Raw genomic sequence first — 23,708 nt, forward strand, 5'->3', positions numbered from 1 at the left:
ATCAATCCTCAATGTCTACAAACTTTATATATTGGTCATCATCAATATGCCCTTGAGCATCTATCATTTTCTTGAATTTCGATAGTAACTCGTGTTTTGGATATGCCTTGTTTGCGAAAGCCTCTATAAGTTTGTTGATATCACGTTCAACAACTTTGGCATCAGCGCTTAGCGCATCGTTAATAAAGGCTATTAATTCAGGGTGTTCTTCTAATAATACACGATACTTATTTGTAACATTTTGATCCAATACCAATTCAAGCATTTTTTCAGCCAATAGAACAGAACTTGACTGCTTTTTTATTTCCTTCAGGTAATTGACTCTTTTCTTGATTTTTTCCCTATTAAACGATTCCGTTAAAGAATTAAGATATTCACTTATCGCATTATTAATTGCATCGTTATAGTGTTCAGGGCTTGTAACTGTGATTTTATTACCCAATTTAAAACCACAACTACAGGTCCAATTATTATCTAAATACCTAGAAGGAGATTCGTGACAAGCCTTATTCCATTCTTTGGCTAAGTCTGCCTGTATATTAATGAAATCATAATCCACACTAATGTTTTCAATATGATTAATTTTTTCAAGGAATAGGTAATCATCACCGTGTCTTATATCTTCAATTGATTTAAATACTTCTTGATTATTCTGTTCATGATGCTCAATTACATAAAGTTTTTCATATTGCTTTTTAAGTGTCCTAAACTCCCTTAGTAACATTTCTTTTGCATTATCAAATACTAATGCATCTCCTACTCCCAAACAACTCTCAACCACGTCTATTTGTTTCTTAAGGGCTTGATACTTATCATCCGATGGAATGACTAAATTGTCATCCTTCATTTGGCTAAATACCATTGCCACATCTGATTGGTTACTATGCCCATTTTCCTCATAAAACCAATCAACAATCTTTTGATAAGCATTATCAAGTTCTTTTAACTTACTACCCTCAAATAACTGCATATTTTGCGCTACAAAGTATTCTAAACCATCTTTAGAACCATTTGACTCCTCTACGTTCTCAACAAATTTCTTAATGGATTCCACAGTTGTGTATGTTTTATTAAAACTACTTCTTTCAAGATGAATATCACTTTGAAATTGTTCAATTTTACGTAGTAGTAAATCAATATTTTCTAGCGTTTTTTGTTTATATTCAACTAGGTCTTCCCACAACTCTTCTTGGTGTGCTAGGTCTTCCTTTTCAAAACGTCGATTAAATAAAACCAATGATAGTTTCATTAACGGTTCTATATATTTAGTTTCAATAAACTGCCCTAATTGAAACTTGTGAATACTACCTTTTAATGGAGGCTTTATTTGTGATAATTGTACTCGTTCATCACTTTTTACAGGGAGTAAATAACCTTTTTTCATCAGTAGCGAAAATAATACTTCAACCGTACTTTTATCAGGGCCGAATGATGATTTTCTTACTGTTTTATACAACTCATTATAAGTTATCTCTCCTGCATTGGAATTAGATACAGTATCAATTATTAACTTAATTAGTTTATTATCATTGCTATTTAATCTAAATTTGGTTTTTCCATCAACTTGCTCGACCTCTCCAAACTTTTTAACAATATGTGTAACAATCCTTTGCTCATTAACAGGCGCTTCATTGAAATCCTTTACGCCAAATATATAATTACTAATGAACCTGTTAAGCATCTGTTCGGATAATGGAATAAATTCTTCCGGTCTGATAAACGTATTATCACCGAACGAACGTTTTAAAGTGGCTGAAATAATAGATTGAACTATTTTAGTAAAGGATTCTGATGATAACTTAATACCATCTAATTCTCCTTCATACGTAAGAACTGAGCCATTTAAATACAAGTTTTGCAAAATTATTTGCACATTTTCTTCATCTCTATAAATAGTCTCTTGGAGTTTTTCTATTGCCTCATCCAACTCTTTTGTTGGTGAGTATTCATACTCTTCTTTATAATTGTTAAGAACTTTTAAGTGGGAATAATAACGCTTAAGATCTTCAAGGTCCTTTTTTCCTTCCTGACTATCTAATTGCTTTGATGGTAACCAACAAACTATGTTATTCAGCAAACGCTTGTCTAACTCTTTGGAAGTATCTTTGCTACCGCCAAAAAGGCTTAAATTAGTAACATTACCTTCCAATATAGAATTTACTGCTTGTTGAAATGATTGCTTTTGATAATCAACATCTAAAAATGTTCCAATAAGCAAGTAATAGTCCGTCTCAGTATCCTTAATATTTCTTAAAGCACGATTTAGTATTTCCTTTTTCCCAATGTCGTCTATGCGTCCGTATTGGATTACTCCTTGACGGTCTGTATTATTCCATTTTGCAGTAGTATATGGTGACGGTTCATTATATTGAGAAATCGGAAGTGGTTCTGCCACAAGTGCCTTCATTACTTCATCTACAATAATAGAACTATTTTTATCCTCAAGTGTATTTAAAACCTGTTTTGTATCATTCTTAATCTTAGTTACTACACTAGTGTCCTTGCTAATATAGTAAACATTATCTCCATCATTTTCTTTGTCTATAAACTCTATATAACGTCCCTTATCAAACATTTTATAGAGTATTTTATTAACTTTACTTTCCGCCAAATCACCTTCAAGTTTTGGATATTGAATCATATAAGTTAAATCCCTAACATTATAATCCTCTTCCAAATCCAAAACCTTTAAGAGTGTCATTAGGTTTATTAACTTAATAGCGTGTTCTTTCTCATCACCTTCAAATAATTCACTTACTCTTCCTTTTGTGTCTCCTTCAAGACCCATGTAGTAAGCGTAAATTATTTCGAAAATATCTCTTTTACTAGCATCCTCTTTTATACGATCCTGAAAGTGAGTGTATATACGGTCTGGAGTTACCAGATGCATTTCATCTTTATCTAATATGCCTTCATCCTTTTTATTACCTTTAACCTCCGTCAATATGAAGTCAACAAGCGACCTTTGTCGAGACAAAAATCGAAGGGATTTTGATAATAAATTTAAAGTCTCAGGGTGTAATGGATATGTTTTAAGAAATTGATTAAGGTCAGTTTTTTTAAATGCATTGTACTTATCTTCAAGTATCGTTGCAATTTCTTTGATTCTATCCTTGTTATTTTTAACTATTAGTCTTTGGTCAATAATATCTTCAACATCTGTAACAGTTAAACGCAACATATTTTCTGAAGGAAAACGGTCCCTCATTAACTGATATACATCTGGTACTGTAATATCATTTAACGCATTAAGAAATGAGCCAATTATCCAAGCAGGTATAATACTTTCATCATACTCTAATAGTTGCTTTAAAAATAAAGCATCATTTCTTGCGTTATTTCCTCTGTCATTCAGATACTCGGATAATTCATCAATTAAAACTAAAATTCCATCAAATTTTTCTTCCTCTAAATAATTAAACAAATACTCAATTCGTTCAGTTCGTCCACGATCAGGATTAAAGAAAGATATTTTTTCTTTATTAATAAATTCTTTTGCTGCGCCTGTTATTGATCGTTTATTGTTTAACTTTTCTTTAATATCGTACCAACTTCTGAACTTGTTGTTAGTCTTCTCACTAATGAAATCTGAAAATTTCTGATTATAGTTCTCATTACCAATAATTGCTTCTTCAAACTGTCGAATATAATCGCTTTCATCAGTAAAGGGAAAGCCTGTAATATCCTCTGCTGCTTTAAAAAACATGTCCTCTAAGGAGACATTTGCTCCCCCTTCTTCTGCGACAAGTGGTACAGTAAAAATCCTTTTTCCCTTTATAAATGATTTACCTTTTTCAATGGTTTCACTTTTCAGTTGGAGTAATTCAAATGCATGTTCATATTTCATCAATAATCCTATTACAGATAAAAAGTGTGATTTACCTGAACCCGGTAAACCAGTAATTTGGAATCCTTTTCCCTTATCAGGTGCAGTTACGATACTATAAAAGAATCTCTCTAAATTTTCTTCTACATTACTAGTGATTACATAACCTTTAAGTAGTTCCTCTATCTTTTGTTGGTCTGCATCTTTTGATAAATTTTCCTTTAATTTTACGATTTTGTCTATGTCCGGTACTTCAATAATATCCCTTATCTTCATTGTGAACCCCCTCCCCAATAAATCACACTATATGAATGTGTTGGTACTAATTCACTATACTCTTCTGGAACTATAACAATAATTGTACGGTTTACTTCAGTTTCACTCATTAATATCTTTAACCATTCCGTTTGATTCTCAGCAAATAACCAATCACAATGGTCAATTACTAAAAGTTCTTCTTGCTTATTATTAATAAGTTGAGATATTAATTTAACAGAATCATATTCGAATTCTTCAGGGAACATACTGTATGTATCGATTTGCTCTTGGCTTATTTCCTTTTGAAGGTATAAACCCATATCAATGTAATAGTTCTTCCAATAATCACCAAACCGTTCTTCTAAATAACCTTGAACACCTTTACTTTTACCACTTAGGTGTTCCCCAATTATAAATAGTAACCTTCTTTTTGCCATCGATGATATTTTTGAATTAATTTTATGCTTCAACATTTGCCATCACCTTTTGAACAAAGTCATTTAATGTAGAGCAAGTAAACTGATATTGTTCGTTAGACCCCATCTTATAAAATTCTAGGTAATTGTTTGAAACTAGCCATTTTATATATCTACCCGCTAAGATATGATCAATCAATAGATACTTAAATGTCTCTGCATTATGTAACCTCTCTGTAGTTGGTATTCTATTGTCCTGAATTTCAAAAAATTCATAGTATAAACTGAATGCAACTGTTTCATTAGTAGGGCGCAAACGCTCATTTACAACATAAATTATCTCTTTTTTTATTGTATCTTCCTTGACATTTATAATATTAAAATCTTTCAAGATAGTTGTTAACACTGATAATGTCTTCTCTATAGAGGAAGTTTTATGTTCTGTCATTCGCTCTGACAAGTAATCCATTAGTTCAGTTTTTGTGAATTTTTCCTTTAATAGTCCACTATATATATCTCTCAACACTATTTGAAGTGTAGGAGTTTTAACAACCGTCTTATAAAAGAGGATTTCCTTTTTCGTTTGATAACTTTCAACCATACTAATCATTTCTAAAAAGGGAGTAAAAACAACTTGTCCCTCATCCAAAATTAAATACCTCTCAAATAGCCTTCTACGATATTTTATAGATGTGGATTCACTAAATGGCATAACATCTTCAAAATACTGTCTTACAACTTCCTTATCTCTTTCATACTTTATATATTCAAGTGCCTGTATTGTTTCATCTACAGGCACTCTTTCTGACATAGGCAAAATTTTACTCATAGAAAAACCTCCGGATCACATAAAATTCTAATTTACTTTTTCAGAAAGTAATTCAATGTAATCATTTTTATCTTTGATATCCATTTTAGTTAAGGCTTCTAATGCTGAACTTGCCTTTTTATGTGTCTTTTTAATTCCTTCAAAAACCGTACCTTTGTATTTATCATCATCTAATTGTGAGGAAGTATGGTAGTTTATTGCATCTATAAAGAATTTTTTGTGTACCTCATCATCCCACTTAGCAAGTCCAAGAATATTGGTATCATATTTTACAAATAATGATTTGTTATTCTCTCTATTTTTTTGAAAACTTCTCCAAGTTGAAGAGTATTCATTTAATATTTCCTTTATTATATTTTCCGTACTTACTGTCTCCCCACTACTATACGTGTACATAAGTTCAGCAAAGTTACTTAGTTTATTTTTTAGTATTTCACGACAATGAAAATGATTAAAGTAAGATATATCTCTATCCAAAGTAGAATAAAGTTCATCAATAATTACTTTTTTAATTTTTTCCTTGAGAGGGCTCATATCTAATAAATACTCAAGATTAACATCTGTGCTACTGGTTACTAAAGAAAATTTAAGGTGATTTACTGTGTTTACTTCAACCCCATACTCTTTTGCTATTTGTTCACTTGAGGTTTCCATTAACTTTGCACTTGAAATTTCTTTTGCTAAATTTTCTCTGATGTTTTCCAAATTAGTTTCTTTTCCGTTGCTAATTAGAAACGAATCCCATTCCTTAGATACATAACTATTAATATGATTAATAATATATCTTATCTCGTGATCATCAAGACCCAGTTCCTTCATAATTAAATATTCAATAGAGAGTCGTTTTTCCAATATTTCATTATCTAATTCTGTTTTTTGTTTATAAACCTCCAGATAACTTTCTATTATTTTTTCCCGATTCTCCATTAATACTTCATTATCAATAGATATCTTTGTTCTTTTACTGTTCAATTCTAATAGATCATCTGATAATTCCTCTAACCACTCATATTCTTTTACTTCTAAAACTGGCAACTCTTCTATAACATCTATATCGGTTTGTGGCATAGTTCTACCTTGTTCCATACTTATAGTGTGATAGTAAAAATTATATAAATATGAATTAAGTAATGCAGTGAAGAATTTTAACGAATATTTATTTCCTGTTTTATACATAATATGCATATTGTTCAAACAAAAGTAGCCTTCGTTATCATATACTGTAATTAAGTCACTTCCAGTTTGTCTGATAAGAATTTTTTCTCCTTCATACTTTTCAAGATCAAAACCACTCTTAGCGTATTTCTTTCTCATCTTCTCATCTTCATGTACATATATATACTCTTCTACAGGTTTTTTTATATATTGTTGTATTCTTCTTCCACTACCTAGTAAAGGTCTCCACCTATTTCTTGCATCCTCATCCTTTAATACTTCTTTACCACTCTTATTATAAATGACATGTTCATTTTTCCTAGTATCAGATATCATTGAATGTTTACCAAATTTACCGATGCAACCACTGTAAATATTACAATAGTCATTTATATATGTCTCATTCATTTGTAATCGTTTTAAAATGCTGAATGGATCTATGTCAAGAAATTGGACACTAGAAATGGTGAATTTTTTAAATTCCTACCGCGCTCCGCTTGCTTCCCTCTCTGTTAAAATAAGGGGAAAGAACGCCCCTTCTTTTAACAGAGAGGCTAGTACGTTTTTCTATAAAGCTATCTTACCTTAGATACATTTTTTCATACGCCATTGGTGCCATATATCCAATGGTCGAGTGAATTCGCTTGAAATTATAAAACGTCATGATGTAAGAGAAGATATTACGCTTTGCTTCTTCTCTGGTTTGATAATTCTCATGAAAGATTAATTCCTTCTTGAGCACACTATGAAACGACTCGATACATGCATTATCATAACAGTTGCCTTTCCGGCTCATACTTGTGATGATATGATGTTTTCTTAAAAGCGCCTGATACTCCTTCGCTGCATATTGGCTGCCTCTATCTGAATGATGAATCAACCCTTCTTGCGGCGTTTGCTGGCTGATGGCTCTTTTTAATGCAGTGAGTGTTAATTCTTTGGTCATTCGATGACTCATTGCCCAACCAATAATTCGCCTGGAAAACAAATCCATGACGGTCGCTAGGTAGAGCCATCCTTCTTTGGTCCAAATGTACGTGATATCGCTCACCCATACTTGTCCTGGCTTATCTACCCGAAAATTTTGGTTTAATAGATTTGGATAGACAGGGTGCGAATGCTTCGAGTTCGTTGTCGCCTTATATTTCTTCACCGTTTTAGAACGTAAGCCATTTTCCCTCATGATACGAGACACCGTTTTTTGAGAAACAGGTATCCCTTCACCACGTAAAACCTGGGTGATTTTAGGGCTTCCATACCTTCTCTTCGATTCAATAAATACACGTTTGATTTGGGACGTCAGTTTTTGTTTGCGTTTGGCTCGATCGCTGACAGGACGATCTCTCCACTCATAATAACCACTCTTGGAAACACCTAGTACTTGGCACATCTTCTCTACACGAAATTCGTGGCGGTGTTCTTGGATAAATACATAAATTATCTCTGGTTTTTTGCGAAGATGCCCATAGCCTTTTTTAAAATAGCTACCTCCTCTTCCAAATCCCGAATCCGTTTATCTTTTTCATATCCAGCTTGATCTTTAGGACTTCGATTCCCACTTCCTACAAAACTATCCTCTTGGTCCTCCTTATACTTAGCTACCCATTTTTGCAGCGTCTGTGGGACTAAATCTAATTCCCTTGCCACTTCTGCTGTTTTCCTACCGTCTTCGGCTACCAGTTTCACTGCGTATACTTTAAATTCTTTATCATATCGTTTGGCCATCTTAGACACTCCTAGAGATTATTATATTTAGTATAAAAATCCCCATTTGTTATGTCCAATTATTAGACTAACATCAGAACTCTTCTTCACTATATACAATGTAAAAGCGATTTTTTGGTGTAATATCAAAATAATCTTGAGGTAATTGGAATCTTAATGGAAACTTATTTTCTTCTACCTCATTTTCATTAAATGCACCTAAAACTCTAACATTCCAATTATCAGCCTTCTGGTTAATAAATAGCGAAACAATCCCTTTACCAATAGATGCATCCTGAAATGCCTCATAATTTAAGATTAACAACTCTTCTATATCAGTACTATTTAATATGTGTTGTCTAATTTTTTGGAAATACATCCCTAATAAATATGAATCAGGAGTAATATAAGATAGTTTGCCGTCCTCTTTTAATAATTCAATACCTCTTTCTATAAATAGGGCATAAATTGAAATTTTATATTCGGCAGAGTTGCTATATTTATTTAAAATATAATTATAATATTCATTATTAATTTTATTTACGCCTCTCAGCCCAAAACTAATATAAGGAGGATTTCCGACGATATAATCAAATTTTTGAGACCAAAACTTCCCTTTATCGATAAATGCAATTGCCTCATCCCAACTTGGCTGTAATGTTATAATATTGTTCTCAGAATCCTTCGAATCCAAAGTTAGGAATAAATCGCCATTATAAAGTTGGTTCTCAAGTTCTTTCCAATCATAGTCCTGCTCCCACTTAACTAAACTATCGCTTTCAATAACATTAATTCTATCTGTAAAGTTGTCTAAATCCTTTAATAGTAAGTTGATAGTCGTTAATTGGATTGCGAAACTATCTATATCTGCACCATAGATACAGTGATTTAAAATATGATAATGAATATTTTCCTTTTTCCAATAGTCATATCCTTTAATCTCTCTTTTTTCATCACCTTCATAAATAATATATGTTTCTGAAGCAAACTTTGTATTCAATCTTGAGATATTTCCCTCAAATTTCCCCCTCAAAATATCATATGCTTTAATTAAAAAATGACCAGATCCACATGCAGGATCAAGCACCTTAACGAATGGATCCTCAAGAACGTTTGTATTTTCCACAGTATTCTTAAGGATATATTCAATAATATAATCAGGTGTATAGAATTGACCTAGTTTTTTCCTAGTCTCTCTATCCATAAACTTCTCATATACATCACCAAGAACATTATCTGAAGATGTTCCAAAGTTGTAACGAGAAGTATCTAAGGTTTCAATTATTTTTTTTAGTAGCGCTTCAAAAGCATTATAAAATTTAACTGAACTTTTATCATTAATACCATTTTCTATATCGGTGTTATTCGGAATTAACCAGTCGTAAACATCATCCTTGTAAAGGTTTATGTTTCTATAAGACCTATTCATATCCTTAAAAGCAAACTTTATAAGTTCAGTAAGACTGTAATTGGAAATCAAATTCGACCATTTTTGCAAACCAATCATTGACAACTTTTGACCAACTTTTGAATTTAGTTCTTGTCCCATGATTTTGTCATCATCATTTAACATAAATCCTTTATCTTCACAAATGCGAATAAATAGGATTTTATTTAATAGGGTATAAGCAGAGCGATGGAAGTACTGCACGTTCCATGAACTTTTCTCATCATCCTTAACGATATTATCTCTTTCATACTCTTCTTCAACGAACCTATGAAAAATAGTATCATTTTCAAATTTATATTCAAAAATACTTTTATAAACCTGTACAATTTCAATATGAAGTTCCTTTAAGTCGTTTATTAAATTTTCCTTATTTAACATTTTAACTCTCCTTTATAACAACCCTACTTGTTGTAATAAGAAATTCAAGATTGGAGATGGATGGGAAAGCCTCTGAAGTTCTTCTCTCTTTTCAAGGTTATATAATTTATCAATTACTGATAAGGTTGTATTCGCATCTAGTGTGGCAAAGTCATATTTCGCCATTGTTGGAATATGTTCTGCTAGTACCTTACTAGTTTTATCATTAAATTGTTTCTCGTCATAAATTGATTCTATAAATATTTCCGCTAAGTCATGTTCTCTTTTTACATCTTTTTCAGCGAATTCCAATAGTAGATTATAATCTTCCCTAAAGTTTTTGCTCATTTGATGCCATTTTTTCAATCCATCTTCATTTAACTTTACTTTAACCCTCCCCATTGATTCCTCAATCATACGAATTAGAAAGTATTTAAAGAGTGTATGTAATGCGGCTTTTTCAATAAAAAACTCCTTAAACCTTTCTAAACTATACTTTCCTATATATTCCTCTCTATATTTCTCAACATTTTCGGAACTTAAGGCCTTAACTAAATTACTTTTTATTGTAAACATTTCCTCTAAAAACTCTTCTTGATTGACCTCAATATTCATATTCAAACCTCCATGATAAAAATATCAAAATATCCATCTATTTACCTATTTTAACATAGGGTATCAACATATGGACTTGTTTAAAGAAAATAGCAACTATGAACATTATAGCAACTTGTTCTGTCTTTAGTTCACACACTCTTTCTATGATCCACTATAAATTACTTATCCATCCCTTTTTGATGATCAATTATGCGTTTTATATAGTTAAGTTCCTCTAAATTACAGTAATACTTATATCCATCTTCCACAGAAATCTGAACAGGGTAATGCTCAATAGACTTTTCTATTTTCACTTCAATCTGACCATATACTCCTGATTGAACTATGTCACAAATATCCTCTACATAGAAATTTCTTAACACCATTATCAAATCTCTTTTGCTAAGAATAAATTCTTCAGTTACAACATCCTCATAAAGTTCCAATAGAACAGTATCACCTGTTACATAGGTTATTGTTACCTTTGATGCACTGTTATAAAAATCATTAATTTCAACCAATTCTTCTACTTTTAATTTAAGCAATATTTTCACCTCCCTTATCCTTTACTTCAACATTCGAGGGGGTATTACTGCTTTTTTAATATCATTTTTGTCTGTTGTTATTTAAAAATCAAAAAGACAAGGATTTTATTCCTTGCCATTGTTGTCTAAATAAATAGGATTTAATTTTTCAACCACTTTTAAACACCTAAAGATTGCATCATCATTCAAAATATACTCGCTCAAAATAACATCTAAATTTTGCTTAAGACTTTCAAAGGTTTCAAAAACATTGTCTCTAATCTCTGTATTGAAAACTTCGGTTATAGAATCCCCATTATTAACCTTTGCTAGCCTTTTGTCGAACACAAATAAAAAGTACTGATATTGGGAAAACCCCTTGTATTGCTTCCAGTTAATTCTTTTAAAACGTGTAATAATAAATTGGTAATCCTCATGATTGAATTCAACAATTTCATTTTCCATTGTTTTTCTTGAGTTATTAATTTGTTGCAAGTGTATCTCCTCCATTATCTTTTGAAAGTTTAGTCATAACGACTCTTCAAGATAATGAAGTAAAACCCTTGATTTTATGCTGTAAAACTCAAGGTTAGTGTTATGTATTACCTGTAAACTTAAAATTGATTTAAAAGGCTATTTACCCCTAATTTTTGGACGATATATCAACCTTAGACGAGTATTTCACAATCAAAGGTGAACAAATGCAATATTTTATAGATATGGGTAAACAAGAAGAGAGGCATATTCTCATTTCGAAAGATAATCAAGAAATAACACTATTTCAATTTTATCTGAATTCTAGTAATTGGATAATACCAAATAGCAATACCTGATTTTAGCATCATCCTGAAATAAACACCATGATATAATAGCCATAGTATGGACATTACATCATGGTGTAAAAAATAATATTAATTTTCGGTGTTACTATATTCTTCATTTACTTCTTTGGATAACCTATCATAGGTGATTCTTTTTATCCAATATACTTTTTCGGGTACTGTGTTAATATCGCATCTATTTAAATAAATATAATCTTGAAATTGTCTGCACCTATCTTTAATATCATCAGATGTGGTTATTGATATTTCATTTGTTATTTTCGCTAAAAGTACTCCTAGAGTACTTGACTTTTTCTTATGAGCAACAGCAGTTTCAATTAAATGTAGTAGTAATGGTAAAGAAGGTATAATTAAAGATAAAATAAGTGTTTGAAACGACGCATTTAAATAAAAACCAATAAGTATAAATGTTATTAAGCATATACTAAAGACTGTAAGTAAAAGATTCCCATAGAACTTTCTTAAATTCATATCCCATACAACGCTCGTTCTCTGTGCTAAAAGGACATTATAGAAGTGACTTGTTGCCTTTAATCCATGATACCAGTCCTTTAATTTATCTCTATCTCCTTTAAATTTTTGATTTAATTCAATTTTATATTCTGGATCTACTTTTTCCCCAACCAAAATATCATTCCAGTTAATTTGAAATAATGCCACATCAAACTCTTCTTGTATTTTTGCTGCTTTTTGAACAATATTTTTTTCTAATTCCAGAATCCATGTTCTATTAAGGATTAACCAGATTGCACTTAAAATAGCAATTGTAGGAATAGCAGAGGCAAAATAATTTACACAAATCACACTAATAATTGGAAATATAATTGTAATTACTATTCTTATTAATCTGATGTGTTTTGAAATACCGTATAAATGTCTCATAGCAGCGAGCAGCCTAATTGATTCAGGTTTATTTTGTTTTACTGTGATATAGTCTTTATTCATACTCTGGGAATTCCCCTCCAAAAACCTTCCTCCATTCATCGTGAGCAGCCTTATGATTATCATTAATGGAATAATTTATAGCATTATCCGCATAAGTACATGCTAGCGATGCTGCAGCAGAAAATTTGTTTTTTGTATCTTGATCCAACGTATTTAAATCTCCCTGTATTCCCTTTGGGTCAGGACAACTATAGTAGATATTAGTACTTAAATAAAAGAATATATTTCTCAAAGTAAATTGGTCTGTCACTGAAACATCATTATTATCAAAATAGTTTAGGACTAGGTTTTCCAAAAGATATGAGCCTATATTCGACATTATTGGTCTCCTATGCCAATACTTAATTAAGCGGATATATCTTAATACTTTACCATCCCTTTTTTGATTAATACGGGTCGCTCTAGCAGCGTCTACTCGTGGGTCGGTTTTTTTCCAATTCCCATATCCATCGGGTATCAAATAATAAGATCTACCATCACTTTCGGGTTTTGTTAAAAATGCTGGAACTATATCAAAATTCCATGTATATGATTTTAACTTTAATGTTACTGCTTCTTTGTTACGCTTTATATCTGCCTGATCATATTGGGGAACATCTTTCAAAGAACTTTTTAATTTATTTAACAATTTAATTGAATTTAAAGTATTATCATCGTTAGTTAGCGCCTTTAATCTTGTTGCAGTTTCAGGAACATTCATTGAAATCTTGCCATCAAAAATACTTGTACTATAGGTTGTACCCTCTGCATTAAAAACCACTATAAAATCAATGTCATCTATTGGGCGTATTTTGGTTCTCCTGCTAAATGAGCCCATCTGAACGTCATTTTCAGCAGTATAAATTTTCGGAAAGGATTCGTCAGTTGTTGGAAAGTCTTCTATTTTCCCAACCAACCACTTCCTACTACTTCTTGCTTTTGCTAGATTTTCAGGATCCAAATCTACAATATTCTTCGCAAACGTATTTATAGATGAATATATTGATGCCATTGATTATCCCCCTATTTTTTTGACATAAGTATTGATTCTAATAAAAAAACAGACCTCTATAATTCATGAAGTCTGTTTACAAAAGGTCTCCTATATTATAACATTTTTACCATGGTGTATTTACATTTAACCAACTAGTACTTCTCTATTATTAAATTCTATCTAGATATTTTTTGTTAATAACAACTTCCACTCTCTGCTTTACCACTATTTGTGATACGGTTCCCCCCTAACAATCCGAAACGCCCGATAAACCTGCTCCAACAGCACCACCCGCATAAGCTGATGTGGAAAGGTCATCTTAGAAAACGACAGCGCCAAATCACTCCGCTTCTGCACCGTTTCACTAATCCCAAGTGAACCGCCAATTATAAAGGCAATTTTGCTTTTCCCGTATGTTGCAAGCTCATCCACTTTGGCTGCCAGCTGCTCGGAAGTCAGCATTTTTCCATTGATTTCAAGTGTGATCACATATGTATCAGGTGAAAGCGCACCAAGGATCCGCTCTCCTTCCTTCCGCTTCACTTCCGCCATTTCTGCCTCACTCATGTTTTCTGGCGCCTTTTCATCGGCAACTTCGATAATATCTACTTTTGCATATGCAGAGAGCCGTTTTAAATACTCCTGGATTCCCTGCTTTAAATATTTTTCCTTTAGCTTTCCCACTGCTACGATGGATATTTTCATGTTCAACCATTCCTTTTCCTAAGACTACTGGAACAAATGATGCAGCAAGCGCTCCCGATCTTCGAAAAACTGCTTCATAATTGAATAGTGATTCGTGTCCTCCAGGGCTTTTTCTGTCATACCATCTTCTGTTAGTTCTATAATTTTTGCCTGACTGTACGCCATGATAATCGGCGAGTGGGTTGATATGATGAACTGTGATCCCTCGTTGACCAGCTCATGGATCCGGGCAAGTAAAGACATCTGCCGGAGTGGTGATAGTGCCGCTTCCGGTTCGTCTAAAATATATAACCCTCCACCCCGGAATCGGTGGACAAAAGCAGCGAAAAAGGATTCGCCGTGTGATTGTTCATGAAGTGATTTTCCACCAAAGGAATCAACAATCCTTGGAGCCGGGGCAGGTTGTGCATCCATTTCTTCAATATTCGTCGCCACATTATAAAATGATTCGGCACGGAAAAAGAAGCCATCCTTTGGTCGCTGGACACCTTTTGCTATCCTTAAGTATTGATCAAGGCTGGAGTGGGAGTCATAGCTGGAAAAATTGAAATTGCGTGTGCCGCCTTCCGGATTAAATCCAAGTGCCACGGCAATGCCCTCAAGCAACGTTGATTTTCCCATTCCATTTTCCCCAATAATATACGTCACATTCGGATGAAGAACCAATTCCTGAAACATGTTAATGACAGGCAAATGGAACGGAAACGTGTCATACGAAGGTATCATTTCTTTTTTCAATGTTACGTTTTTAACATACTGTGTATCACGATTTAACTTCATGCCAATGAAAACACCTCGATACGTAAAAAAACTGTTAACCCTATCATAGCAAAATTCCCGTACAAATTGGCTGTTAATTAAACTGAAGATACACCTAACTCATTTTTCTTCGCAGGCATTCCTTGGGGCAGGAGGCAGTTGTCGCTTACCATTGATACTGCATTTTGCTAAGCAAGTTTGTATAATATTAGCTAAGGGAAACATTATTACATAAATCTCTAACAAGGAGCGATACCATGCAGCAACTCTTATTCATTCAAACCGGAACAGGTCTTGACTTGCAAGGACAAGATGTGATACAAGCATCCCAGCGTGCAGTAGAAGATGCGATTCTATTATTTTGGAACTGAATATGAACGAATTCACCAATTAAGTGCAATTCCTCACAATAACTTGTACAACCCAACATAATTTTGTTTCTTAAAAGCGTTTAAAGACCAGGCCTACAACAAGCCTCTTTCTATATTAGGTAAGCATACGATTGTAGGATAAGCTTTTACTTTTAACCTTACTCTTACATTTATTCGATTAGCTATTTCTTTTTTCACTTATCATTCATAAACGGTCACAATTACTCCATCCATATTGTTACCTGAAATCTCATACTCGTGATTTTCCGCTATATTAATGGTCGTGTTTTCAGAAAAAGCGTAATAAGAAACAGTATATTTTTGACCATCAACCTTAGCAGAAACCTTCTTTTTTTCCTTGAGATAATCTAAATACTCTTCTAAAACAAAATTATTTTCCTTCATAATCGCACTATGCGGTAAACCAACATAGCGAATGTGCCAGGGTTCATAGTTGATACCTGTGACGTCAGCTTTATCCTCTGGATAGCGTAAAATGAACCCGTATTTCCAAGCGTTTTTTTCTATCCACTCTCCTTCAGGTGCTTCAGCCATCTTCATTTGAGTAGTTCCTACATCAAGCGATAAACCCAAATTGTGTTCGCTATAGCCGGGTGGCAAGGCATAGGCAGAGCCCTTTTCTTGATAAAGTACACGTTGTTCATCAAAGTCTCGAAATCCACTAGTAATGAAGAAATTAGAAACTCCTTCTTTTTCCGCAGCAGCAATCATATCTGAAAATTTACGTGCTATATCCTCTGACAAATAAGTGTCGTTATCTAACAATCCGTATCCTTTTACCAATTCATTGTGCTTAAATAGATTGACAACATCTGATTTAATACTTTCGCGGTCAACCGGATACTCACTGTTGACCAAGAGCAGATTTCCTTGATAGATTTGATCTTTTGTAAGATCTATTTGGACACTTTCAGAAGTCCTTCCATCCCCTGCTTTATCATTTTCATGTTGATCATATTCTTGTACTTCTACATTTGGCAAATCTGCTTTTGGTTCAAAAAACGGTCCAATATATATATAGGTTAGACACAAGCACAATAGTAATAAAAATAAACATCCCCATTTCTTCATTTTTTACGTTTCCTCCTTATTCTTCTTTACTCAAAAGAATAACTAAAACTATTTAAAAAAATAGTGGGGTAAATCTTAAATTTTTCTTAAATCATGTACTTGCTTGAAGTTTCTATCTTAATTATTTCGTTCACTTTCCTTTGGTAAACGGACTTCAAAAATTGTCTGTATGACGCTACTTTTGGCAGTAATCGATCCATTATGCTGCTCCACAATATTCTTCGCAATGAACAAGCCAAGACCTGTGCTATCTTCTTGGTTAGTTCGTGCTTTGTCCCCGGTATAGAACATATCAAAGAGATGCGGAAGTTCATCCGGAGGAATGCTATCTCCATAATTCACAACTTGAACTACCACTTCATCTGTATCAATAAAACCGTTAATATCGACATACTGGCCGTCATATCCATAACGAATAGCATTAGTAATAAGATTTTCAAACACACGTGCTATCAAATCTCCATCGCCCAGAATGGGTAAATGGGTCGTACTATTCATCCGAGCAATCAAATGACTTTTTTCGAATAAAGGATACAATTCCTCCTTTAATTGGTTAAGTAGATCAGTTAAATTTATTCTCTTATTTTCAACTGGCAGCATTCCATAGTTCATTCTAGTTATCTCGAATAATTCATCAACCAGCCTTTCCAAACGTTGGGATTTGGTAAAGGCAATCGTTAAAAAGTGTCTGACTTGTTCTTTAGACAAGCTTTCATCCTTAAGGATCAAATCCAAATAGCCTAAAACAGAGGTAAGTGGAGTTCGTAAATCATGTGCTAAGTTTACTACTAGCTGATCCTTACTGCTTTCCGAAAAATCACCTCTTTCTATGGCTTCTTTTAACTTTTTACTAGCAAGATTAATGTCGTTCGTAATGTCGTTAAACTCATCATTTGATTGGATTGTAACCTGATGTTGAAAGTCGCCACGGGCAAGGTAGTGAATTCCCCTTGAAATCTCTTTGAAATAAGTGGAATAGCGCTTCGTAAAGAGAAAGAAAAACAATATTGAAAGTGGAATAAATATAAGTAAAAAGAAATTAATATCGCCAATTTTGTACATAAATGAACGGAAATGCGTCAATGGATCGCCGTAATCAACCCAAGTATGGTAATAATATTGAAGTATTTTAAAGATTATATAAGTTATAGTGCCAGAGAGAAACATACTAAAACCAAATAACAACACCATCTTTGAACGAAAACTGCGCATCATTTTAACCATTGAATGTATACCCTACTCCCCAGACTGTCTTAATCCATTTGTCTTTCCGTTTATCTTCTTCAAGTTTTTTCCGAAGCGTACGTACATGAACCATAACGGTATTAGCCCCTTCAAAGTATGCTTCACCCCACACTTGCCTGAAAATACTTTCCACACTAAAAACTTTTTTTGGATGACTCGCCAGTAAATACAAAATATCAAACTCTTTCGGTGTTAGCTCGATGCTTTCGCCATATAGAGTAACTGTACGTTGCTCTGGAGAAATAACTAATCCACCATATTCCACGCTAGTGTAATTATTTGTATCTGTTTTATGTTGATTTAGTTTCATAAAACGTCGGAGCTGAGCATTTACACGAGCGACCAATTCTATCGGGGTAAATGGTTTAGTCATATAATCATCTGCTCCAATTACAAGTCCCTGTACTTTATCAAAATCAGATGTCTTAGCACTCAAAAATATGATAGGCATATTATGCTGTTCACGAATGCGGCGGGTTACTTCATATCCATCCATTTTCGGCATCATAATATCCAAAATCAGCAAATCAAAGACCTGTGTCTCAACAACACGAACAGCCTCTTGTCCATTCGATACTTTCATAACATGGTACCCTTCTTTTTCTAAATGAATGGCAATCAAATCAGCAATCTCCTCCTCGTCATCAGCAATTAATATCGAAATATCTCTCATCTTCCCACTCCTAAGTAAAGTTAGCTATATATAAAGTCCTTTCATAAACCAGCATGGCACTGAAGACAAAGTCATATTCCTTATGCTCGGTTACATATATGTACAATCCCCCTTAAATTTCTTTACTATAGTTTACCAAACTATATGTGCATTTATCTAATCGTGTTTGTATAATCTTACCTAAGGGAATATCATTATCAGACTCACAATAAGGAGCGATAAACATGCAGCAACTACTATTTATTCAAACCGGGACAGGCCTTGATGTACATGGTCAGGATGTTACCACCGCCTCACAACGGGCAGTGGAAGACGCAATTCATTACAATTCCATGCCAGGGATTGCAAAAATGCTTCCTGATGAGAATTTAGAAAATATGAAAGTAAATGTCAAATTGGCAATCCCTGCCGATCATGACAAATTAGACGAGGAGAAAATCAAAATGATGATTCCATATGGCACCGTGACGGTTGAAGTCGTCGATGGCGGCATGGCAACAACAAGTGGTATTTTCCTTGAGGACCAACAGGATAAGAATGATTTGATGTATATTGTCAACGCAGCTGTTGAAGTTGGTTATTAATTTTAAAACGCGTATCCAACATTCGCTTCATGGATACGCGTTTTAATTAAAGCGTCTAAAAACAAGTGAATCATGATAAAGAGACAGGGATTACTTGCCTGTCTCTTTAGTAGAGTATATTTAACTATCCCAACAAGTCACTAAGAATATCTGTCATTCTTTTTTTCTTTTTATACTTTGGTGGGTAACCATGCCTATCGTATTTCGAGTCGTAATCTTTTCGGGAATAATCACGATCATCCCGATAGTATCGATCATCAGATTTGTGGGACCGATCGTTATACTGTTCGTCCTCTCGTAAGCCTTGTGTGATTTTTTCCAGTTCACCACGATCCAGCCATACACCTTTGCAATTCGGACAAATATCAATCAACACGTTTTCCTTCTCAACCTCGCGCATACGTACATTATCACAAACTGGACAATTCATTGCTCCACTCCTTTAATATGGGATAACACAATTTATATTATTATACCACGAGCCTCGAGGAAATAATTTGACAATTTAATTAAGACTTGTGCCTGTCATTCCCACCGTTTTATCCTCTGAATAACCTTTTTATAAAAAATAGAGGCTAATGTTTCTTTCCCATCTGCCGTTTTTTGCTTATGCCATTCATTATAGCTTGCCACCGCAATTAAAATCGATCCGGCAATTAAAAGGTATGCCCACCATGGCAGGTTTCCCCAGTATGGCCTTGTTTGCAAGAAAACATTCAGCAGTAATACCCCTGCTCCGACAAAGAAAAATGCTTTTCGCTGATAAGCCATGCCGCCAAGCATCGAGGCAAGAGACAGCACACCCATGATTAACGCATCATAGATAGTCGAGCTTGCCAGTGCATCCTGGATAAGTAACAGCGAAACGATGACCAGAACAGCCCACTGTATATAATTTACGACCGTTTTATACTCCCTGTCTGCAACCTTTTTCAGGAAAATAACAACAACCACCCACGGTAAAACATATAATTCCCGCTCGATTAAATTAGGTAATCGAATATTTCCAAGTAATACATAATATGGCTGCAGCAGATAAGCACATGCTGCAAAGATTACCCATTTTACCGGAACAGATGGGATACGTTTCCGTTGCAGCAGCAAATAAAGGGAAATGAGCAGCCCAGGCAACAGTTTTGTCCATAACATTTCTGTTGTAACCATATACAAATTACATAGTGCGATAAGGCCAATGATCGAATACCAATCAATCATGTAAGGTATTTCCTTGTCTTTTTGTTCTTGATAAATAACCGGATACGATAACAAACCAACCACCATAAGTACACCAGCAAACACGACAAGTCTAACTAACATGCTATAATCTGGCGATAGAAACGCATCTTCATAAATCCATAGCACATAGTAGACAAGTATGAGTGGGACAACATTAAAGATATCCCATTTTTCCTTATGCATCATGAATAGCGTCAACATTGCGTAAAGCACTGTAACGAGAAATAGCGTAATGTCAAAATCCCGCACTAACGTGAATACAAAAATGCCAAATACGGAAAAAGGAATGACATAAAATGCGATCCGTCTTGTCCACGCTCCCTTACTGAAGTACCATCCAATTGCAATCATGATGCTTGTAAGAAGTCCAGCATAATGAATGTGTTCGTCCAGATCCAACAAGACAAACAATAGACTGAGACCGATCCAAAACGTTGAAAATCCGGCATATAAAAAACTTAAGATCATCCATTCCGCTTTTGCCAACCGAAGACTAAGTCCATAAACAACTGTAGCTACGAAAAATGCCCAGACAGTTTTTTCCTCAAAAAGTAAAAAACTAGCAAGCAAAGCAAATGGCAAGAAAGAGTGTCCTGCCCACCAGAAACTGTTCGTCAGGTTGCTGTCATATTTTCGGGCCATATATCCCACTATTAAGAGCAGCACCGCCCCGATAACGAATTGTAGTGAATTGAAAAGGTCAGATTGGATATCCATTTGCGAGTGAATAGCAAAAAGTACTGCTATATAAAACGTTAGAGATATGCCACTGACAACATACGAGACAGAAGTCGAGTTTGTTTTTCGGTACAGCAAATAAGCCATTACTGCTCCACCTAGCATAATTACAGCACGTATCACAGCATCAAAATCAAGCGTTACTGTTAATACCATCCCTAGCAAATAAAAGCCATTTGCAGTATAAAAGGAATGTTCCTCATACGGCTTTCGTTTCAGCTGCCACCACACAAAGCTTGCCAACAGAACAACAATGCCTGCCAGAACAAAGCTCTCCGCTTGCAATGGTCCAGTATAGTGTTCGATTGTTACCTGATTCTCAATAGCAGCATAAAACATCATAACGGCAAGACCCAATGATAGCGCATGGACCCAAGAAGGAGAATCGCCTTCTGTAAATACCGCTCTTTTTTCAAAACGTTCCATGGTTAATGCGGTCATACTTACAAGCAGGAGCATAATCCCAACCTGCCACCAGTTCATCAACAGATAATCAACCAAAACGCATAATAGCATTATAACTCCACCGACATCTCGCGTGCTTTCTTTAATCGTTTGGAAAAAGGACATTTTCATCAAACAACCAAAGACAATATAAATGATTAAACCCATTAAAAATAACGGCAGTATTAATCCCTCATAACCAAACCAATCCTGACCAAACAAAACAACCTCATATAAAGCACTCATCAAAAATACAGGACTTAAATAAGCAAACAATATCTGTTTTGGCATGTTGGAAAGAAACGTAAAATTCAAGGCAATCAGCACATACGCCAGTAGCATGACTAACGACGGCTCATGCATCCTCATCATAATCCCTTCAAAACTGATATACACAAAAGCACAAGCAGACACGACTGCACTTGTATAACGAAAGGAAATTTTTAGTGAATGATCATCCGCTATGAATCTCGGTATCGCTAAAAAGACAAACCCTAATAGCGCGTAGACGATGGCCCCAACCACATGCAAAATGGAATATTCAATTAGCTGGTATGCACCGTAAACAAGCATGGCACTGAAGACAAAATGATACTCCTTATGCTTGGTTACATATACCATTGCAAAGTAAAGAATCGCCGTTAACAGCAAATTAAAACCATAAACGACTTCATGATTGTAAAAAACGAGCATCAGCAATGTGGAGAAAACCAAATTGAATTGGATATAAAGTACAAATTCTTTGATAAACAGCTGTATACGCTGGTTATCCTTAAGCCGTTTGTATAGTACGATAAGCAATGCATTAAACAACATAATGCCAAGATAAAACCCATCCACAGGCAAATACAATGCCGCTAGCAAGAAGCCTGTAAAAACGGTAACCGTAACATACGAGAACCATACAAAAAGCCGTGATACTAATTTTTTCGCAAGCAAAAGGTAGATTGGCAGAATGACGACACTGCCAGCAGCCCCAAACAGATAACGCCCTTCACCGATAAACGAAAAATAGGGGCCTAGTAATTCAAAAAAGCCTACAGACAAGATAGTGATCGGCAGGAACAGACCGCCAAGTACGTGAAATGCAAATGCTGTCTTTTTGATTTTCAAAATGCGCATCGTAAATAGGGCAAGCCCAAAAAACAGCAAGGAGACGAGTGCAATTAATCCGGATTTCATCCAATTGGCAAGTGTTTCCCATGTGCTTGTAGCAAGAACCAGGCCGCCAATCAAAAGCAAAACGACCCCCAGATTTAGTGACCAGGTAATATTCCGCTCCCGAATCTCCTGTGGCGATAATACTTTCTTTTCGATAACAGGTTCTTTCTCGGGTAACTTTTCCAAAGGGACATCTGTGTCAAACAATTCAGCCTCTTGCATTTCTGCAAACGTCTCTGCTTCCCTTGCTTCCAAATCTGCATAATATTGATTGTGTGCTTCTACAACTTGGGTATATAATTCAGGTGATATGTATTGCGCTTCTTCCAGCTGTTTCAGCTCTTCCTTAACGATTTGCTGTCGTGAGCTGTTTTTTATGTGGTCCATTTAATCCTCACCTTAAAAAGTAAAAATAATCTTCTTTCAGTAATTTAAAAGTTTATCAAGTTCTATGAATTTCTTAGGCACTAACATTCATAAACCATTTTTAGAAACTCATACTTGCTGCCATTCGTTTCCTGCATAAATGTTCCAATGGGTTTAAAACCTGTCTTTTCATAAGCTTTAATTGCTCTTTGATTAAATGTTGCAACAGATAATGTAATTTTTTCAGGTGAATATCTGTGATTTGCAAATTCTAGACCTTCAACAAGGAAAATCATATCCGTTTCCATTTCCTGTTAGATCTGGTCTCATACCCAATCCTATATAAAGGGTCTCTGAATCAACCTGGTTAAAACGAACAAAGGCGCAAGCGCCCGTTTAGCGACGTATGGACTGGACTGAGCCGTAGGAGATAAAGGAAACATGCCCCTTCATAGGGG

At 34.4% G+C, this 23,708-nt stretch carries 21 protein-coding genes; 2 read left to right on the forward strand and 19 right to left on the reverse strand.

Annotation, left to right across the window (positions count from 1 at the left end; translation table 11 throughout):
* Position 1: 1 nt before the first annotated feature.
* From CZ382_RS12920 to CZ382_RS12980, 13 genes are all read right to left on the reverse strand, one after another.
* Positions 2-4,102 (reverse strand): hypothetical protein, encoded by a 4,101-nt coding sequence (locus tag CZ382_RS12920; RefSeq protein ID WP_088051628.1) that lies wholly within the window; start codon positions 4,100-4,102, stop codon positions 2-4.
* A complete protein-coding gene (locus tag CZ382_RS12925) occupies positions 4,099-4,557 on the reverse strand; it encodes a hypothetical protein (protein WP_088051629.1) in 459 nt (152 codons plus the stop codon). Before CZ382_RS12925 ends, CZ382_RS12920 begins: the two co-directional genes overlap by 4 nt.
* A complete protein-coding gene (locus CZ382_RS12930; RefSeq protein WP_088051630.1) occupies positions 4,544-5,329 on the reverse strand; it encodes a hypothetical protein in 786 nt (261 codons plus the stop codon). Before CZ382_RS12930 ends, CZ382_RS12925 begins: the two co-directional genes overlap by 14 nt.
* Positions 5,330-5,356: 27 nt before the next feature.
* The gene (locus CZ382_RS12935; RefSeq protein ID WP_088051631.1) at positions 5,357-6,892 is read right to left on the reverse strand and encodes a TaqI-like C-terminal specificity domain-containing protein; all 1,536 of its coding nucleotides are present in this window, start codon (positions 6,890-6,892) and stop codon (positions 5,357-5,359) included.
* 172 nt (positions 6,893-7,064) lie between these two features.
* Positions 7,065-8,209 (reverse strand): IS3 family transposase gene (locus CZ382_RS12940; protein ID WP_200809510.1). Its coding sequence is split into 2 segments (ribosomal slippage): positions 7,065-7,951 and positions 7,951-8,209, totalling 1,146 coding nucleotides; the frame shifts between segments, so codons are not numbered across the junction.
* Positions 8,210-8,282: 73 nt separating this feature from the next.
* Entirely contained in the window at positions 8,283-10,016 is a 1,734-nt protein-coding gene (locus tag CZ382_RS12945; protein WP_088051632.1) for an HsdM family class I SAM-dependent methyltransferase, read from the reverse strand.
* 12 nt (positions 10,017-10,028) lie between these two features.
* Positions 10,029-10,610 carry a hypothetical protein gene (locus CZ382_RS12950; RefSeq protein ID WP_088051633.1) on the reverse strand — a complete coding sequence of 194 codons (582 nt, stop codon included), beginning with the start codon at positions 10,608-10,610 and terminating at the stop codon, positions 10,029-10,031.
* 161 nt (positions 10,611-10,771) lie between these two features.
* Positions 10,772-11,137: a hypothetical protein gene (locus tag CZ382_RS12955; protein WP_088051634.1), complete on the reverse strand. Its 366-nt coding sequence runs from the start codon at positions 11,135-11,137 to the stop codon at positions 10,772-10,774.
* Between the two features lie 105 nt (positions 11,138-11,242).
* On the reverse strand, positions 11,243-11,611 hold the full coding sequence (locus CZ382_RS12960; RefSeq protein ID WP_088051635.1) for a hypothetical protein: 369 nt from the start codon (positions 11,609-11,611) through the stop codon (positions 11,243-11,245).
* A gap of 416 nt (positions 11,612-12,027) precedes the next feature.
* Entirely contained in the window at positions 12,028-12,903 is an 876-nt protein-coding gene (locus tag CZ382_RS12965) for an S-4TM family putative pore-forming effector (RefSeq protein WP_088051636.1), read from the reverse strand.
* A complete protein-coding gene (locus CZ382_RS12970; RefSeq protein ID WP_088051637.1) occupies positions 12,896-13,894 on the reverse strand; it encodes a nucleotidyltransferase family protein in 999 nt (332 codons plus the stop codon). Before CZ382_RS12970 ends, CZ382_RS12965 begins: the two co-directional genes overlap by 8 nt.
* A gap of 207 nt (positions 13,895-14,101) precedes the next feature.
* Complete coding sequence (gene rlmH / locus CZ382_RS12975) at positions 14,102-14,581, reverse strand: 23S rRNA (pseudouridine(1915)-N(3))-methyltransferase RlmH (protein ID WP_088051638.1); 480 nt, start codon at positions 14,579-14,581, stop codon at positions 14,102-14,104.
* 24 nt (positions 14,582-14,605) lie between these two features.
* Positions 14,606-15,361 (reverse strand): AAA family ATPase, encoded by a 756-nt coding sequence (locus CZ382_RS12980; protein ID WP_088051639.1) that lies wholly within the window; start codon positions 15,359-15,361, stop codon positions 14,606-14,608.
* A 236-nt stretch (positions 15,362-15,597) separates the two neighbouring features.
* On the opposite strand from CZ382_RS12980, the gene CZ382_RS23440 reads away from it, so the two are divergent.
* Positions 15,598-15,711 (forward strand): Lin0512 family protein, encoded by a 114-nt coding sequence (locus CZ382_RS23440; protein WP_106427350.1) that lies wholly within the window; start codon positions 15,598-15,600, stop codon positions 15,709-15,711.
* A 201-nt stretch (positions 15,712-15,912) separates the two neighbouring features.
* On the opposite strand, the gene vanY is transcribed toward CZ382_RS23440, so the two are convergent.
* From vanY to vanR, 3 genes are all read right to left on the reverse strand, one after another.
* Positions 15,913-16,803 carry a VanY-A/VanY-F/VanY-M family D-Ala-D-Ala carboxypeptidase gene (vanY, locus tag CZ382_RS12985; RefSeq protein ID WP_088051640.1) on the reverse strand — a complete coding sequence of 297 codons (891 nt, stop codon included), beginning with the start codon at positions 16,801-16,803 and terminating at the stop codon, positions 15,913-15,915.
* 117 nt (positions 16,804-16,920) lie between these two features.
* The gene (locus CZ382_RS12990) at positions 16,921-18,027 is read right to left on the reverse strand and encodes a sensor histidine kinase (RefSeq protein WP_088051641.1); all 1,107 of its coding nucleotides are present in this window, start codon (positions 18,025-18,027) and stop codon (positions 16,921-16,923) included.
* Positions 18,020-18,721 carry a vancomycin resistance response regulator transcription factor, VanR-F/VanR-M family gene (vanR, locus tag CZ382_RS12995; RefSeq protein ID WP_088051642.1) on the reverse strand — a complete coding sequence of 234 codons (702 nt, stop codon included), beginning with the start codon at positions 18,719-18,721 and terminating at the stop codon, positions 18,020-18,022. The genes CZ382_RS12990 and vanR overlap by 8 nt, the downstream gene beginning before the upstream one ends.
* Before the next feature lie 224 nt (positions 18,722-18,945).
* On the opposite strand from vanR, the gene CZ382_RS13000 reads away from it, so the two are divergent.
* Entirely contained in the window at positions 18,946-19,305 is a 360-nt protein-coding gene (locus CZ382_RS13000) for a Lin0512 family protein (protein ID WP_088051643.1), read from the forward strand.
* 124 nt (positions 19,306-19,429) lie between these two features.
* Here CZ382_RS13000 and CZ382_RS13005 read toward each other — a convergent pair whose 3' ends face one another.
* The 3 genes from CZ382_RS13005 to CZ382_RS13015 form a co-directional block, all read right to left on the reverse strand.
* The gene (locus CZ382_RS13005; protein ID WP_088051644.1) at positions 19,430-19,735 is read right to left on the reverse strand and encodes a TFIIB-type zinc ribbon-containing protein; all 306 of its coding nucleotides are present in this window, start codon (positions 19,733-19,735) and stop codon (positions 19,430-19,432) included.
* 95 nt (positions 19,736-19,830) lie between these two features.
* Entirely contained in the window at positions 19,831-23,271 is a 3,441-nt protein-coding gene (locus tag CZ382_RS13010; RefSeq protein ID WP_088051645.1) for a hypothetical protein, read from the reverse strand.
* A gap of 80 nt (positions 23,272-23,351) precedes the next feature.
* Positions 23,352-23,558, reverse strand: a complete 207-nt coding sequence (locus tag CZ382_RS13015; protein WP_188725265.1) for a GNAT family N-acetyltransferase — start codon at positions 23,556-23,558, stop codon at positions 23,352-23,354.
* Positions 23,559-23,708: the final 150 nt, after the last annotated feature.

Source organism: Virgibacillus dakarensis, assembly GCF_900155625.1.
GTDB classification, from domain to species: Bacteria; Bacillota; Bacilli; order Bacillales; family Amphibacillaceae; genus Lentibacillus_C; species Lentibacillus_C populi.

What these genes read in the sequence shown, in the direction of transcription:
- CZ382_RS12930 (WP_088051630.1), bottom strand. Translation starts at nt 5,329, where the DNA reads ATGAGTAAAATTTTGCCTATGTCAGAAAGAGTGCCTGTAGATGAAACA.
- rlmH (WP_088051638.1), bottom strand. Translation starts at nt 14,581, where the DNA reads ATGAAAATATCCATCGTAGCAGTGGGAAAGCTAAAGGAAAAATATTTA.
- CZ382_RS13005 (WP_088051644.1), bottom strand. Translation starts at nt 19,735, where the DNA reads ATGAATTGTCCAGTTTGTGATAATGTACGTATGCGCGAGGTTGAGAAG.
- vanR (WP_088051642.1), bottom strand. Translation starts at nt 18,721, where the DNA reads ATGAGAGATATTTCGATATTAATTGCTGATGACGAGGAGGAGATTGCT.
- CZ382_RS12945 (WP_088051632.1), bottom strand. Translation starts at nt 10,016, where the DNA reads ATGTTAAATAAGGAAAATTTAATAAACGACTTAAAGGAACTTCATATT.
- CZ382_RS12980 (WP_088051639.1), bottom strand. Translation starts at nt 15,361, where the DNA reads ATGAAGTTAAATCGTGATACACAGTATGTTAAAAACGTAACATTGAAA.
- CZ382_RS12950 (WP_088051633.1), bottom strand. Translation starts at nt 10,610, where the DNA reads ATGAATATTGAGGTCAATCAAGAAGAGTTTTTAGAGGAAATGTTTACA.
- vanY (WP_088051640.1), bottom strand. Translation starts at nt 16,803, where the DNA reads ATGAAGAAATGGGGATGTTTATTTTTATTACTATTGTGCTTGTGTCTA.
- CZ382_RS13015 (WP_188725265.1), bottom strand. Translation starts at nt 23,558, where the DNA reads ATGGAAACGGATATGATTTTCCTTGTTGAAGGTCTAGAATTTGCAAAT.
- CZ382_RS12990 (WP_088051641.1), bottom strand. Translation starts at nt 18,027, where the DNA reads ATGGTTAAAATGATGCGCAGTTTTCGTTCAAAGATGGTGTTGTTATTT.
- CZ382_RS12920 (WP_088051628.1), bottom strand. Translation starts at nt 4,102, where the DNA reads ATGAAGATAAGGGATATTATTGAAGTACCGGACATAGACAAAATCGTA.
- CZ382_RS13000 (WP_088051643.1), top strand. Translation starts at nt 18,946, where the DNA reads ATGCAGCAACTACTATTTATTCAAACCGGGACAGGCCTTGATGTACAT.
- CZ382_RS13010 (WP_088051645.1), bottom strand. Translation starts at nt 23,271, where the DNA reads ATGGACCACATAAAAAACAGCTCACGACAGCAAATCGTTAAGGAAGAG.
- CZ382_RS12965 (WP_088051636.1), bottom strand. Translation starts at nt 12,903, where the DNA reads ATGAATAAAGACTATATCACAGTAAAACAAAATAAACCTGAATCAATT.
- CZ382_RS12925 (WP_088051629.1), bottom strand. Translation starts at nt 4,557, where the DNA reads ATGTTGAAGCATAAAATTAATTCAAAAATATCATCGATGGCAAAAAGA.
- CZ382_RS23440 (WP_106427350.1), top strand. Translation starts at nt 15,598, where the DNA reads ATGCAGCAACTCTTATTCATTCAAACCGGAACAGGTCTTGACTTGCAA.
- CZ382_RS12970 (WP_088051637.1), bottom strand. Translation starts at nt 13,894, where the DNA reads ATGGCATCAATATATTCATCTATAAATACGTTTGCGAAGAATATTGTA.
- CZ382_RS12935 (WP_088051631.1), bottom strand. Translation starts at nt 6,892, where the DNA reads ATGAATGAGACATATATAAATGACTATTGTAATATTTACAGTGGTTGC.